8 protein-coding genes are annotated in these 14,838 nt (G+C 63.4%); 1 reads left to right on the top strand and 7 read right to left on the bottom strand.

All coding sequences use genetic code 11. The annotated features are described in order from the left end of the window. Window positions 1-109: 109 nt before the first annotated feature. Window positions 110-1,792: an electron transfer flavoprotein-ubiquinone oxidoreductase gene (locus tag FFS62_RS09430; RefSeq protein WP_137972570.1), complete on the top strand. Its 1,683-nt coding sequence runs from the start codon at window positions 110-112 to the stop codon at window positions 1,790-1,792. Between the two features lie 380 nt (window positions 1,793-2,172). On the opposite strand, the gene FFS62_RS09425 is transcribed toward FFS62_RS09430, so the two are convergent. The 7 genes from FFS62_RS09425 to FFS62_RS09395 all read right to left on the bottom strand — a co-directional run bounded on the left by FFS62_RS09425 (window position 2,173) and on the right by FFS62_RS09395 (window position 14,836). After that, a complete protein-coding gene (locus FFS62_RS09425; RefSeq protein WP_171016302.1) occupies window positions 2,173-4,560 on the bottom strand; it encodes an RND family transporter in 2,388 nt (795 codons plus the stop codon). 18 nt (window positions 4,561-4,578) lie between these two features. After that, window positions 4,579-5,658 carry a YCF48-related protein gene (locus FFS62_RS09420; protein ID WP_137972568.1) on the bottom strand — a complete coding sequence of 360 codons (1,080 nt, stop codon included), beginning with the start codon at window positions 5,656-5,658 and terminating at the stop codon, window positions 4,579-4,581. A gap of 190 nt (window positions 5,659-5,848) precedes the next feature. Beyond that, window positions 5,849-7,210: a DUF1329 domain-containing protein gene (locus tag FFS62_RS09415; RefSeq protein WP_137972567.1), complete on the bottom strand. Its 1,362-nt coding sequence runs from the start codon at window positions 7,208-7,210 to the stop codon at window positions 5,849-5,851. 398 nt (window positions 7,211-7,608) lie between these two features. After that, a complete protein-coding gene (locus FFS62_RS09410; RefSeq protein WP_137972566.1) occupies window positions 7,609-8,979 on the bottom strand; it encodes a DUF1329 domain-containing protein in 1,371 nt (456 codons plus the stop codon). A gap of 58 nt (window positions 8,980-9,037) precedes the next feature. Beyond that, window positions 9,038-10,990, bottom strand: a complete 1,953-nt coding sequence (locus FFS62_RS09405; RefSeq protein ID WP_137972565.1) for a DUF1302 domain-containing protein — start codon at window positions 10,988-10,990, stop codon at window positions 9,038-9,040. 343 nt (window positions 10,991-11,333) lie between these two features. After that, the gene (pepN, locus tag FFS62_RS09400; RefSeq protein ID WP_137972564.1) at window positions 11,334-13,991 is read right to left on the bottom strand and encodes an aminopeptidase N; all 2,658 of its coding nucleotides are present in this window, start codon (window positions 13,989-13,991) and stop codon (window positions 11,334-11,336) included. Window positions 13,992-14,005: 14 nt separating this feature from the next. Continuing rightward, window positions 14,006-14,836 (bottom strand): DUF2797 domain-containing protein, encoded by an 831-nt coding sequence (locus FFS62_RS09395; protein WP_137973390.1) that lies wholly within the window; start codon window positions 14,834-14,836, stop codon window positions 14,006-14,008. Window positions 14,837-14,838: the final 2 nt, after the last annotated feature.

Here is a 14,838-nt window from a genome sequence, read left to right as displayed (position 1 = left end):
AAATTCAAACAAACGTTTGTATTGGACGTGCAAGGGGCTATATATATAATGCCCAGCGCGCAGGCCAGAGAAAGCCTAGCCAAGCCAGATCAATAACACCGAAGAAGCCTTGAGTAGGAGATTCTCTGTGGAACGCGAATTTATGGAATTCGACGTCGTCATCGTCGGCGCCGGCCCCTCGGGCCTCTCCGCCGCCTGCCGACTGAAGCAGAAGGCCGCCGACGCCGGCAAAGAAATCAGCGTCTGCGTGGTCGAGAAGGGTTCCGAAGTCGGCGCTCACATCCTCTCCGGTGCGGTCTTCGAGCCGCGCGCCCTGAACGAGCTGTTCCCCAACTGGAAAGAGCTGGGCGCGCCGCTGAACACCGAAGTCAAGCGTGACGACATCTATATGTTGAAGAACGCTGACAGCGCCATCAAAGTGCCGGGCCTGTTCGTGCCCAAGACCATGCACAACGAAGGCAACTACATCATCTCCCTGGGCAACCTGTGCCGCTGGCTGGCCCAGCAGGCCGAAGCTCTGGGCGTCGAGATCTACCCAGGCTTCGCCGCCCAGGAAGCGCTGATCGACGAGAACGGCGTGGTTCGCGGCATCATCACCGGCGACCTCGGCGTGGACCGTGAAGGCCATCCGAAAGAGGGTTACTACACCCCCGGCATGGAACTGCGCGGCAAGTACACCCTGTTCGCCGAAGGCTGCCGTGGCCACATCGGCAAGCAGCTGATCAAGAAATTCAACCTCGACTCCGAAGCCGACGCCCAGCACTACGGCATCGGCATCAAGGAGATCTGGGACATCGACCCGGCCAAGCACGAGCAGGGCCTGGTAGTACACACCGCCGGCTGGCCGCTGGACGTGGTCGGCACCGAGAACACCGGCGGCTCCTTCCTCTATCACCTGGAGAACAACCAGGTTGTGGTCGGCCTGATCGTCGACCTGTCCTACGGCAACGCCTTCCTGTCGCCGTTCGACGAGTTCCAGCGCTACAAGCACCACCCGGTGATCAAGCAGTACCTGGAAGGCGGCAAGCGCGTCGCCTACGGTGCTCGCGCCATCTGCAAAGGCGGCCTGAACTCGCTGCCGAAGATGGTCTTCCCGGGCGGCGCCCTGATCGGTTGCGATCTCGGCACCCTGAACTTCGCCAAGATCAAGGGCAGCCACACCGCCATGAAGTCCGGCATGCTGGCCGCCGAAGCGGTAGCCGATGCACTGCTGGCCGACGGCCAGGGCGGCGACCTGCTCAATGGTTACGTCGATGGCTTCAAGGCCAGCTGGCTGTTTGATGAGCTGTTCCGCAGCCGTAACTTCGGCCCGGCCCTGCACAAGTTCGGCCCGGTCTTCGGTGGCGGCCTGAACTGGCTGGACCAGAACGTCTTCGGCGGCAAGATCCCCTTCACCCTGCACGACACCAAGCCGGACTATGCCTGCCTGAAGCCCGCTGCAGAGTCGAAGCGCATCGACTATCCGAAGCCGGACGGCAAGCTGAGCTTCGACAAACTCTCCTCGGTGTTCCTGTCCAACACCAACCACGAGGAAGAGCAGCCCTGCCACCTGAAGCTGACCGATGCCAGCATTCCGCTCAGCGTCAACCTGCCGAAGTACGACGAACCTGCGCAGCGCTACTGCCCGGCCGGCGTGTACGAGGTGGTGACCCAGGAAGACGGCGAGAAGAAGTTCCAGATCAACGCGCAGAACTGCGTGCACTGCAAGACCTGCGACATCAAGGACCCGGCCCAGAACATCACCTGGATCGCTCCGGAAGGCACCGGCGGCCCGAACTACCCCAACATGTAATTCGAGCCGTACTGAAAGAGCCGCCGCAAGGCGGCTTTTTCATGCCCGCCATTTGCCCCGCGAAGGCCTGCTGTAGTTCGAAGATATCCAGCGTCTTCATCCGCAGCATGGCCTCTGTCGCCCGCCGCACAGCTGCCTGCCCTCCGCCTGCAGCAACTCCAACAACACCTCGGGCACCATCAGGACAGCCCCGAGATGATCCTTCAGTCAGCCGCACTGCTGCGCCTTCGAGCGCCACGCCCGCCCCAACCGCGGTCCTGCTTGAGCCAATGGTGACCGGGATAGCCGCCACCGCTAACCGGACGCGGCAGCTGACCAGGAACAAACAGCAGGCAATAAAAAAGGGCTCCCGAGGGAGCCCTTTTCAGTACTGCGTCAGATCAGTGTGCGAACAGCGAGCCGCCTTTCTTGCCGGCCAGTTTCTCCGGCTTGATCAGGAAGCGCGCCAGGGCTGGCAGCAGCCACAGAGCACCGAACATGTTCCACAGCAGCATGAAGGTCAGCATCAGACCCATGTCGGCCTGGAACTTGATCGCCGAGAAGATCCAGGTGACCACACCGATGGCCAGGCACAGACCGGTGAACAGTACGGCCTTACCGGTAGAGCGCAGGGTCTGGTAATAGGCCTCTTGCAGCGGCATACCGGCACGCAGGAAGCTTTCCAGGCGACTGTAGATATAGATGCCATAGTCGACACCGATACCCACGCCCAGCGCGATCACCGGCAGGGTCGCCACCTTCACACCGATACCCAGCCAGGCCATCAGGGCGTTACCCAGAATGGAGGTGAGGATCAGCGGCAGGATGATGCACAGCATGGCGCCGAAGGAGCGGAAGGTGATCAGACACATCACCGCCACGCAGATGTACACCAGCACCAGGATCTTCAGCTCGGAGGTGGCGATCACCTCGTTGGTGGCCGCCTCGATACCGGCGTTACCGGCGGCGAGGATGAACTGCAGATCGTCCTTGTTGTTCTCCTTGGCGAACTCTTCCACCACGCCCACGGCGCGCTTGAGGGTCGCCGCCTTGTGGTCGTTGAGGAACACCAGTACCGGCGCCAGCGAGCAGTCGGCGTTGTACAGACCGTCCGCACGGGCGATGGAGTTGTTGAGGATGTCCGGGTTGCGCGACAGGGTCTCCCACTTGAGACTGCCCTCGTTCATGCCCTTGATCACCTGCTTGGACACGCTGACCATGGAGATGGCCGACTGCACGCCCTCGGTGTTCTCCAGCTGCCACATCAGCTGGTCGATAGGCGCCAGGGTCTGGTGCGTGGAGCAACCTTCGTTCGGCGTTTTGACCATCACCACCAGCACGTCGGAACTGGTCGAGTAGTTGCTGATGATGAAGTCGTTGTCCTTGTTGTAGCGCGAGTCCGGACGCAGCTCCGGCGCACCCTGGTCGAGGTCACCGATCTGCAGGTGGGCCTTCTGGTACCAGAAGGAGGCCACGCCGGCGGACAGGGCGATGACCACCGAGATCGGCGCCACTACAGGATGGGCGAAGTTGGACAGCAGGCGCCAGAACGGCTGATCGCAGTTGGCCTCGCGCTTGCTGCGCTCGACGGCCTTCTTGCTGATACCGATGTAGGAAATCGCCACCGGCAGCAGGATCAGGTTGGTGAACACGATCACGCCGACGCCGATGGAGGCGCCAATGGCCAGCTCGCGGATCACGCCGATGTCGATGATCAGCAGGGTGATGAAGCCGACGGCGTCCACCAGGATGGCGATCATGCCCGGCAGGAACAGCTGGCGGAAGGTACGGCGCGCAGCGGTCAGGGCGTTGTCGGCATCGCTCGACTGCAGGGCGATACCGTTGATCTTCTGCACCCCGTGGGAGATGCCGATGGCGAAGATCAGGAACGGCACTAGCATCGAGTACGGGTCGAGGCCGAAGCCGGCCAGGTTCATCAGGCCCAGCTGCCAGACCACCGCGATCAGGGTGGTGGAGACCACCGAGATGGTCGAGCGGATGCACCAGCTGAACCAGTACAGCAGCACCAGAGTGATGACCAGGGCGATGCCGAAGAAGGCCACCACCATGATCAGGCCATCGATCAGGTCACCGACCTTCTTGGCGAAGCCGACGATGTGCACCTGCACATTGGGGTTCTGCGCCTGGTACTTGTCGCGGATCTTCTCCTCCAGCTCGTGGGAGAACTGGCGATAGTCCAGCTTGAGCAGCTTGCTCTGATCCTTCGGGTCCGGGTACTGCTCGAGCAGCGGCACATCGACGATGCTGGACTTGAAGTTGTTGGCCACCAGGCGGCCGACCTGACCGGACTTCAGCACGTTGCTGCGCAGCTCGCCGAGGCTCTGCGCAGAGCCGTCGTAGGTCTGCGGGATCACTTCGCCGCCGTCGAAGCCCTCTTCGGTCACTTCGGTCCAGCGCACGCTCGGGCTCCACAGCGACTTCAGACCGGAACGGTCGACGCCGGGGATGTAGAACACCTCGTCGTGGATCTGGCGCAGGGTCTCCATGTATTCCTTGGAGAAGATGTCGCCATCCTTCGCCTCCACGGAGATGCGCACGGTGTTGCCCAGGTTGGCCAGATCGTTGCGGTGCTCGAGCATCTTCTCGATGAAGGGGTGCTCCAGCGGGATCATCTTCTCGAAGCTGGTCGAAGGCCGGATGTGCGAGGCCTGCCACAGCAGCAGCATGGTGATCACCGTGCACAGCGCGATCACGATTGGCCGGTTGTTGAAGATCAGGCGCTCGAGGAAGGTCGCCTTGTCCTGGTGATGGCTACTCATGGAACTCATATGCTCATTCGCCCCGGATTATTGTTTTTGGCCTGGCTCGGCGCCAGTCGGAGAAGCGATCTGCACGCCGCCCTGCCCCACCAGGACCAGGTTGCCGGCCGCGTCGTCGGTGGCACCGGCCAGGGAGGCCCGGTCCGGACGATTGACCACGGTGAAGGTGCGCCCGGAGTCCTTGCTTGTCAGAACGCTGCCGCCATGGCCGACGATGACCACGGTGCCGTCCTTGAGCAGGCTGGCGTTGGCCAGGCCGAACTCCAGCGGGCCGCTATCGGAGAGCAGCTTGACCTGCTGCCAGGTGGCGCCGAAATCGGTGGAGCGGAACAGGTTGCCGCGCAGGCCATAGGCCAGAACGGTGTTGGCGCTGGCGGTGCCGATGGCGCCGAACAGGGTGCCTTCATACGGCCCCTTGACCTTCTCCCAGGTCTGGCCCCAGTCGGCGGAGCGGAACATGCTGCCCGCCTCGCCCACGGCAAACAGGCCGGCATCCTTCACGGCGGTGATGCCATTGAGGTGATAGCCGTCCTCGTTGTCCATGCGGTCGCTGACGTCGTTCCAGGTCTTGCCGCCGTCGGTGGTTTCCAGCAGCGCGCCATAGGCGCCCACGGCATAGCCGGTGCTGGCGTCGCGGAACCAGACGTCCAGCAGCGGCGCTTCGCGCTGCAGGTCTTCGAACTGCAGATCCCAGTTGGCGCCGCCGTCGTCGGTGGCGAGGATCTGTGCATCATGGCCGACGGCCCAGCCATGCTTGTCGTCGGCGAAGTACACCGCGGTCAGCAGCTGGCGGCTCGGCACACGAGCCTGGACCCAGTTGCGCCCGGCGTCTTCGGAAAACAGGATGTGGCCACGATCGCCAACGGCGACCAGGCGCTTGCCGGCGTGAGTCACGTCGAGCAGCAGGCTGGTCACGGCCTGGGGCGATTCGATGGAGAGGACGGCAGCTGCGTCCGCGGCCTGCAGAGGCAGGGGCGCGGCGAATGCCAGGACGGAACATACGCTGAGCAGCGACAGCGCTTTCGCCAGCGGCGAGTGATGACGGGCCGGGGCCTGGACGGAAGTCAGGCAACCGGAGCGGGTGCGCCGCACGACGGGCTCACGCATATATTTCCCCCTTTATTCTTATAGGTGGGTTCATTGCCTTTTATCAGGCGGGCTCATGCTATACGGCTTTGGAAAAACCTGACAATCGGCGTGACGTTATGTTTTGTTAAGCGCCGAATCACCGAGAATCGCCACATAGTAAAAGGCCGCTAGCACTCTAGCGGCCTTTTGCCTTCACGTCTCTGGTAACTCAACGCGTCCCGACTCGGCGCAGGGTCGCCACCGAGAAGTGATTGGACTCGGGCAACGGCTGGCTGAAGTCGCTGGTGCCCTGCTCCTCGTTGTCGAGGTTTTGCACGTAGTAGCGCCCGGACTGCAGGTCGTGGAACACATCCAGCGCCGACCAGGTGGTGGGCAGCTCGTAGTAGTTTTTCAGGTAGGCGATGGAGACCCGCCACAGCTCGCCACGGCTGTCGTACTGATCGGCCACCGCCACCTGCCAGCTGTCCTCGTCGAGGTACAGGGTGCGCTTGGCGTAGATATGCCGGGCGCCGGGCTTGAGCGTGCCCTCCACCACCCACACCCGATGCAGCTCGTGACGGGTGAACTGCGGGTCGAGGTGGCCGGGCTTGATCAGCTGGTCATAGCTGACGTCCGGGCTGGAGATCCGGTAGTTGTTATAGGGGATGTAGATCTCCCGCTTGCCCAGCAGCTTCCACTCGTAGCGATCCGGCGCGCCGTTGAACATGTCCTTGTCGTCGGCGGTCATCAGGTTGTCGGCGGTGGTCAGCGGCGTGTCGTAGGCGACGTTGGGTGCGCGGCGCACGCGGCGCTGACCGGCGGCGTAACCCCAGGCCTGGCGGGCCTGCTCCACCTGGTCCAGCGTCTCGTGCACCAGCAGCGCGCCGCCGGCCAGACGGGCCGGCGCCTTGGTCACGGCCATGTAATAGAACAGCATGTTGTCCAGCTGCTCGGCCGAACCGCCCTGCTGGTAATAGTTGAACAGCGCCTCCTGGTGCGTAGTGACCAGGGCATAGCTGCCATTGCGCTGCACGCTGGCATCCGAGGACTGGCGCACCGCATAGGTACCGCGATAGCGGGCGACATGGTTCCACAGGGCCTCGACACCGTTCTGCGGAATCGGGAAGGGAATGCCGCCGAAGGCCTCGGCGAAACCGTTGCCACCTTCCAGCAGGCGCGCCTTCTCCGCGTTGCGCCGGGTGTTGTCGTATACCCACTGCGGCGCGGAAGCACTGCGCCGGGTCTGGTAGACCGGCATCTGGAAGCTGTCCGGATAGGACTTGAACAGGGCCAGCTGGCCCGGCGTGAGGTTGTCCTTGTACTGCTCCAGGTTGGCCTTGCTGATGGTGAACAGCGGCTTGTCTTGCGGGAACGGGTCGACATGATGGTGGCCGGGGCCGGCGTAACCCGCCGGGGCCTGAGTGATACCGCCGCTCCAGGCGGGAATGGTGCCGGCCGCATTGGCCGCCTTGTCGCCACCCAGCGGGGTCAGGCTGGCGCCCAGCTTGGCTGCCTCGTCGGCACTCACCGCCGCCAGGGCGGCATTCGACAGGCACAGCAGCAGCCCGGTCGCGAACAATCCTTTCAACATTCTTGTTTGCTCCACTCGTTCAGGCCAGGCATGGCTGGCCAGCTGTAAGCACCACCACCAGGGTGTTGCCGGAAGCCCGCATCCTTTCCGGAAGGCCTGCAGCAATGCCTGGCGCGCGGACTGCCGGCGCGAGCGATTCAGCGCATTGCGGGTGATGACCGATGATCGAGATGGCCGGATGCCAGCGCGATCGCGCGGCAGTTTAAGCAGATACATCCAGGCAAAAGCGCGCAGCAGCGCACGCACGGAGGCAACGACCGAGAGGTCCGAAACAGGCCGAGAGGTCAGACAGAAAAATGTCGACCCGGTCACAGACCGGGTCGCAAAAGCCACTCGAACGAGCGGCGGGAGTAGAACTGGTGGAGCAACGGAGGCCGGCCTCCGCCTTGCTGTTGCTCTTAGCGAGTACCGCGACGACGCAGGGCCGACGGAGTGAACTCGCTCTCGGCCGGAATCGCCTTGCTGAAGTTGGCGGTGGTCGGCTCTTCGCTGTCCAGGTTCTGCACGTAGTAGCGACGGCTCTGCAGGTCGTGGAAGGCCTCCATGGCCGACCAGGTGGTGGGTAGGTCGTAGTAGTTCTTCAGGTAGGCGATGGACACGCGCCACAGCTCGCCACGGGTGTCGTACTGATCCACTACCGCGGCCTGCCAGCTGTCCTCGTCGAGGAACAGGGTGCGCTTGCCGTATACATGGCGGGCGCCCGGCTTCAGCGTGCCCTCCACCACCCAGACGCGGTGCAGTTCGTTGCGAGTCAGCTCCGGATTGACGTGGCCGACTTTCAGCACGTCGTCATATTTCACCCCGGCAGCGGCGATGCGGTAGTTGTTGTAGGGGATGTACAGCTCCTTCTTGCCCAGCAGCTTCCAGTCGTAGCGATCCGGCGAGCCGTTGAACATGTCGGTGTCGTCGGCGGTGCGCAGGCCTTCGGAGGCGGCGATCGGCGTGTCATAGGCCAGGTTCGGCGCACGACGCACGCGGCGCTGGCCGGCCGCATAGGCCCAGGCCTGGCGCTGCTCCTTGACCTGGTCGAGGGTCTCGTGGACCAGCGCGGCGCCACCGGCCAGACGGGCCGGACTCTTGGTGAAGTTCAGGTAGTAGAACAGGATGTTGTTCAGGTCGCCGTAGCTGCCCTTAGGATCGTAGTAGCGGAACAGCGCCTCGACCTCGGACACCACCGGCGAATAGGCGCCGGTGCGCTGCACCGCAGCCTCCACCGAACGACGGGTGATGTAGGTGCCGCGATAGCGCACGATGTGGTTCCACAGCGCCTCGACGCCGTCCTGCGGGATCGGGAACGGCACGCCGCCATAGGCATCGGCGAAACCGTTACCGCCCTCCACCAGCTTGGCAGTGGTGGCGTTCTTGATGCTGTTGTCGTAGATCCACTGCGGCGCCGAGCCCGAGCGACGGCTCTGATACACCGGCATCTGGAAGGTATCGGGGTAGGAGTTGAACAGGGCGATCTGGCCCGCGCTCAGCTTGTCCTTGTACTGGTCCAGGTTGGCCTTGGTGATGGTGAACAGCGGCTTGTCGTCCGGGAACGGATCGACGTGGTGCTGGCCGCTGCCCTTGTAACCGGCCGGGACCTGGGTGATGCCGCCGGTCCACTCGGGAATGCTGCCGTCGGCATTGCCGGCTTTCTCGGCGCCGAAGGGAGTGAGCGTGGTGCCGAGCTTGGCCGCGTCCGCGGCGGAAACGGCGGCCAGGGCGCTGCCGGCGGAAAGCGCGAGGGCGACTGCGGCGCCCATCAGCGTGTGTTTCATCAACATGGTGGTTCTCCGTACTGGCGAGCCGGGCGGTCTGGCCGCCCTGCCCTGTGATTCGGTTTCAGAAGGAATACTTGAGGTTGACGCCCAGGTTGTCGCGATCGCGACCGCTGTTGTTCTGCCCGCCACCGTAGTACTCGGTGTACTGCACCTCGGCTTCCAGGCTGTTCAGGTAGCTGGCACGCAGGCCGACCGAGTAGGCCATGGCCCCCTCGACGAAGTTGCCGGTCTGGTGCGAGTTGCCCTGGAAGTTGTGCTTGAACACGGCGAAGGGCGACAGGTTGACCCCGGCGTAGACATCGTTCCAGGTACCGGACAGGGCCAGGGTATAACCGTAGGCGTCACGGCTGATCTGATCCTCGTCGTCGTAGTCGGACACGTAGGCGCCGTTCGGGCGACCGGCGAAGCCACGCTTGCTGCCGTCGTAGGCGGTGTAGCTCAGGCTGCTGGCGCGAGCGTGCTCGGAGGCGATCTCGGCCACGCCCATCAACGAGTCGAAGCTGATCGCCGGGCCGAAGTTGTAGATAGTGCCGAGGGACAGGTTGAACGCCTCGATGCGCTCGTAGTTGTGAATCTGGCCACTCATTGCGACATCGCGGCCAGCGATAGCGGCCTGCCCGCCACCACCCAACTGCAGCGCTTGCCCCAGCAGGTCGCCCAGCAGGTCGTTGGTGGCGCTGATGCCGACCGGAAGGTTGGGCCGATAAGCCACCTCACCGAAAACCGATGCCTCACCGATGTTGGTATTGAAGCTCAGCCCATACATGCGAATGTTTTCGACGTACTCGCGGCGAGCCCCGACCTGATTGGCGATATCGATTGCTCCAAGGCCACCAGCTGCCGCCAGGGCTTGCGCGGCGCCGGGCACACCCAGCGCGGCGCCCAGCTGCAGGTTTGCACAGGAGGTACCGCCGGTGGTGTTACACAGCACGTTGGGATTGAAGCCTGCATAGGAGTCGTTAACGTCGGCGTAGATCTGCGGTTCCTTGGCGTGATAGTTCACGTAGTAGAGGCCGAACTCCGTAGAGTTCAACTCTTCAGCCATATAGCGCAACGCAAACCCGTACTGTCCATCATTCTTGGCGTTGAGGTCGCTTTTTATACTGGCGACTTTGATGGTGCCCGTCGTCGGATCGTAATAGTCCGTACCACTCAGCTGATTGGCCGCCACCAAGCCGTTGTAGGCCCCTGCAAGCAATGGATTGGCGAAGGAGTCATTCAGCGTGTAGGCCGTATTGCCGCCGTCGGCGAACAGATCGGTCTCGGAGAAGAAGGTACCAGCCGGATCGATGGCCGACTCCTTCCAGTTCCACTGGTAGAAGCTTTCCAGGGACAGATTGTCGGTCAGGCCGATGTTGAAGTTGAAGGCCTCCACCGGCACCAGCACTTCCTTCAGCTCGGAGCCCGGCAGGCGGAACTTGGCGGCATCGATCGGGTTGGTGGTATTGATGCCGCCACGATAGAAGACGCCCTCGCCCCAGTTGAACACCTGGCGGCCGACCTTCACGGTCAGCGGCATGCTGCCCACGTCCCAGTTGCCATAGACGTAGGCGTCGAGGATCTCGGCGCTGTTGCCAGCGCTGCTGCGGGTCTCGTCGGTGAAATGGTCGTTGTTCGGGTAGCTCTGGCTCGGGCGGAAATCGTCGTTGTCGTTGCGCTTGTCCATGATCTGGGTGTCATAGAAGGCGGTGCCGCGCACGAACATGCCGTAGTTCTGGTAATTGGCCTCCAAGTCGGAGGTAACCTTGAACACCTCGGAAACCAGGCCGGTGTCGAAGTTGCGGTTACCGTCGTTGCCATTGGTGTCGTCGTTGGTCTTGTCCTGCCCCTGTACCCGGTACAACTGACCGTAGGACAGAGTGGTGTCCAGCGAGCCGGTCACCTCGCCATCGGCGAAGCTGAACTCGACGGCACTGGCCGGCACTGCCAGCAGCAGCGGAATGAGCCCGGCGAGGGCAAAGCCCGCCTTGGCGGGAGCGAGACAAAGAGACGACTTGCGCAAGGGGATGGCCATCGGCAACTCCATGAATAGATTGTTCTTGTTATGTCCGATTTGCCGGGCGCGCCCGGCTCTCGGCCGACGCGGGACTATTCAAGATCGATACCAAGAAACCAGATTCAGCGAGAGTTTTTCGATGCCAGGCATGCCAGTTCCAAATATGGCCAATGTCGCCTGAGGATGTCTCAATTTGTCGCCCGACTGGCGCTATCTAACCTTGTGATTCCGCTCGTATTTTTTAGGAGAAAGCGTCTGGGGCGGGGCTCTTGCGATCAGTGAAAACTGACCAGGAGAAAAGGAAACAGCGCAGTAACAGCGGATGCTACCGAGCAAGCGCTCGGTAACATCCAGCCGACGATCAGGCCAGGCTCTTGCTGACCACCTCGTAGACGTCACTGGACAGCTCGCCGGAGGCAAGGATGCGCTCCAGCTCGCCGCGCATCAGAGCCTGACGCTGGGAGTCATACTTGCGCCAGCGGGTCAGCGGGCCCAGCTGGCGCGAGGCGATCTGCGGGTTGGAGGCGTTCAGGCTGATCACCTGGTCGGCCAGGAAACGGTAACCGCTGCCATCGGCCGCATGGAAGTTGACCAGGTTCTGCCCAGCGAACGCACCGATCAGCGCGCGCACCTTGTTCGGGTTCTTCAGGGTGAAGGCCGGGTGCTGCATCAGCGCCTGCACGCGAGCCAGGCCGCCCGGCAGAGTGCTGGCGGCCTGCACGCTGAACCACTGGTCCATGACCAGCGCGTTGTCCTTGAAGTGCTCGGCGAAGGCCTGCAGCGCCTTGGCCTTCTCCGCCTCGAAGGACGAATTGACCAGCACCGCCAATGCGGTGAGGCGCTCGGTCATGTTGTCGCACGCCTCGTACTGCTCTAGCGTCGCAGCCAGCACTTCCGGCTTACCGGTCAGCATCAGGTAGGACAGCGCGATGTTCTGCAGGCTGCGCCGAGCGAAGTGAGTGGATTCAGCCACGTAAGGCGTGTTGCGCGAAACCTCGCGGTTGGCCTGGTAGCGCGCCCACAGCGGCTCGAACAGCGCCTCGGCCAGCTGCGCGCGGGCGAACTCGCGGGCGGCGTGGATGGCATCGACATCGGCCACTTCGGAGATCTCGGTGAGGTAGGCCTCGCCCGGCAGCGAGAGCATCTCGGCGACCATGGCCTGATCCAGCGCCTCGTTCTCCAGCACGCTGCGCAGCGCCGTGACCAGACGCTGATCCAGCACCAATGCCTCGCCGCGTTGATGCTGGCCGATCAGCTCCTGCAGCACCTGTACGGACAGCTGCTGGCCCGCCTCCCAACGGTTGAAGCCGTCAGAGTCGTGCTGCATCAGGAACATCAGCTGGTCGCGGCTGTAGGGGAAGCTCAGCTTGACCGGCGCGCTGAAACCGCGCAGCAGCGACGGCAGCGGTTTGGCCTCGAGATTGACGAAGGTGAAGGCCTGCTCGGGCTGGGTCACCTGCAGCACGCGCGAACGACCGACCGGCTTGTCCTCACCGACCAGCTGCAGCGGCAACTCGCGGCCTTGGGCGTCGAGCAGTGCCAGCTCCAGCGGAATCACAAACGGCAGCTTCTCGCTCTGCCCCGGCGTGGCCGGGCAGCTCTGGCGCAGCTGCAGGCGATAGGTGTTGGCCGCCGCATCGTAGCTCTCGCTGACCTCCAGGCGCGGGGTGCCGGCCTGGGTGTACCAGCGCTTGAACTGGCTCAGGTCGACGCCGCTGGCATCTTCCATGGCCTTGACGAAGTCGTCGCAGGTCACCGCCTGGCCGTCGTGGCGCGCAAAGTAAAGGTCCGAGCCCTTGCGGAAGGTCTCGGCGCCCAGCAGGGTGTGGATCATGCGCAGCACTTCGGAACCCTTCTCGTAGATGGTCAGGGTGTAGAAGTTGGAGATCTCCATGTACGCATCCGGGCGCACAGGGTGGGCCATCGGGCCGGCATCCTCGGCGAACTGGTGGGTACGCAGGTAGGCCACGTCCTCGATGCGCTTGACCGTGCGCGAGTTCATGTCGGCGCTGAACTCGGCGTCACGGAACACGGTGAAGCCTTCCTTGAGCGACAGCTGGAACCAGTCGCGGCAGGTCACGCGGTTGCCCGACCAGTTGTGGAAGTACTCGTGGGCCACCACCGCCTCGACGCGCTGGTGGGCGGCATCGGTAGCGGTCTCGGCGCGGGCCAGCACGCAGCTGGAGTTGAAGATATTGAGGCCCTTGTTCTCCATGGCACCCATGTTGAAGTCGTTGACCGCGACGATCATGAAGATGTCCAGGTCGTACTCGCGCCCGTACACCTCCTCGTCCCACTTCATCGACTTCTTCAGGCTGTCCATGGCGTGCTGCACCTTGTCGATGTTCTCCGGCTCGACATAGATGCGCAGGGTGACTTCGCGGGCGCTCATGGTGGTGAAGCTGTCTTCCACGCACCACAGGTCACCGGCGACCAGGGCGAACAGGTAGGCCGGCTTCATGAACGGATCTTCCCAGGTCGCCCAGTGGCGGCCGTCACCTTCGCTGCCGCTGGCGATCGGGTTGCCGTTGGACAGCAGCACCGGGTAGCTGTGCTGCTCGGCGGAGAGCGTGGTGGTGAACTTGCTCATCACGTCCGGGCGGTCGAGGTAGTAGGTGATCTTGCGGAAGCCTTCGGCCTCGCACTGGGTGCAGAACATGCCGCTGGACTTGTACAGGCCCTCCAGTGCGGTGTTGCTCTCCGGGTGGATGCGCACCGTGCTGTCGATGACGAAGCGTTCTTGCGTCGGCTGCAGGGTCAGGTGGCTGTCTGTCAGCTGGTAGTCGGAGGCAGCCAGCTCGCGGTCGTCCAGGGACACGCGGACCAGCTCCAGCTGCTGGCCGTCGAGCACCAGCGGCGGCAGGCCGGCGCCCAGGGCCGGATTGCGGCGCATCACCAGTTGCGCGTGGACCAGGCTGTGGTCCTCGTACAGCTCGAAGGTCAGATGGGTCTCGTCGATCAGGTAGTCCGGCGCCTGATAGTCCTTGAGGTAGATCATTTTCGGCTGTTCGGTACGCATCGGCTTGTGGCCTCTTATTCGGTGAGTACGGCGACCTGGTAGGCCGTGTATTTGCGCAGATTGATCACGCCCGTGTCGAGAATCAGGTACTGGCCCTTGATGCCCTTGAGGATACCCTCCACCACCGGGGTCTTCTCCAGATCATGACTGGCGACCTTGGTCGGGTAGGCATCGACCGGGTAGCGGATTTCCAGCACCTCGACATCGCTGACCGGCTGGATCGCCTGCAGGCCGAAGCGCTGCTGCAGCGCGGCGATGCCTTCAGCGCAGCTGCTCATCAGTTGCTCACGCACGCCGGCGAGGTCGACGGGCTCGGCATCGCCCTTGAGCAGGGCGCGCCAGTTGGTCTTGTCCGCCACCTGGGTGCGCAGCAGGTCTTCGACGAAGCCCGACTGCTGGCGGGTGGCCACGCGGAAGATCGGCAGCGCCTGGCTGGCGCCCTGGTCCAGCCAGCGGGTCGGCAGCTGGGTGGCGCGGGTGATGCCGACCTTGATCCCGGAGGAGTTGGCCAGGTAGACCACATGATCGGTCATGCAGTACTGCTCGCCCCAACCCGGCTCGCGGCAAGTGCCCTGCTCGTGGTGGCACTTCTCCGGACTCATGATGCAGCTGTCGCACTGGGCCAGCTTGGTGAAGCAGGGATAGCAGTAGCCCTGGGCGAAGCTCTTCTTGGTCTTGCGCCCGCAGTGGCTGCAATGGATCGCGCCGAGGAACTCCAGGCGGATGCGTTTGCCCAGCAGCGGGTTGACCGGGACCTCGGTGTCGTCCAGGCGGAAGGCGTATTGCGCCGTCTCGCCCAGGCGGATGGTCATCTTGCTCAGCGCACCGCGGCCCAGCTCGTTCATGG

Source organism: Pseudomonas sp. F(2018), assembly GCF_005508865.1.
Lineage (GTDB): Bacteria > Pseudomonadota > Gammaproteobacteria > Pseudomonadales > Pseudomonadaceae > Aquipseudomonas.
Note: the sequence above shows the minus strand (reverse complement) of the source record. Positions and strands in the feature narration are given on the sequence as shown.

Excerpts from the sequence above, each read along its gene's own strand:
- FFS62_RS09425 (WP_171016302.1), bottom strand. The coding sequence starts at position 4,560 with ATGAGTTCCATGAGTAGCCATCACCAGGACAAGGCGACCTTCCTCGAG.
- FFS62_RS09420 (WP_137972568.1), bottom strand. The coding sequence starts at position 5,658 with ATGCGTGAGCCCGTCGTGCGGCGCACCCGCTCCGGTTGCCTGACTTCC.
- FFS62_RS09415 (WP_137972567.1), bottom strand. The coding sequence starts at position 7,210 with ATGTTGAAAGGATTGTTCGCGACCGGGCTGCTGCTGTGCCTGTCGAAT.
- FFS62_RS09410 (WP_137972566.1), bottom strand. The coding sequence starts at position 8,979 with ATGTTGATGAAACACACGCTGATGGGCGCCGCAGTCGCCCTCGCGCTT.
- FFS62_RS09405 (WP_137972565.1), bottom strand. The coding sequence starts at position 10,990 with ATGGCCATCCCCTTGCGCAAGTCGTCTCTTTGTCTCGCTCCCGCCAAG.
- pepN (WP_137972564.1), bottom strand. The coding sequence starts at position 13,991 with ATGCGTACCGAACAGCCGAAAATGATCTACCTCAAGGACTATCAGGCG.
- FFS62_RS09395 (WP_137973390.1), bottom strand. The coding sequence starts at position 14,836 with ATGAACGAGCTGGGCCGCGGTGCGCTGAGCAAGATGACCATCCGCCTG.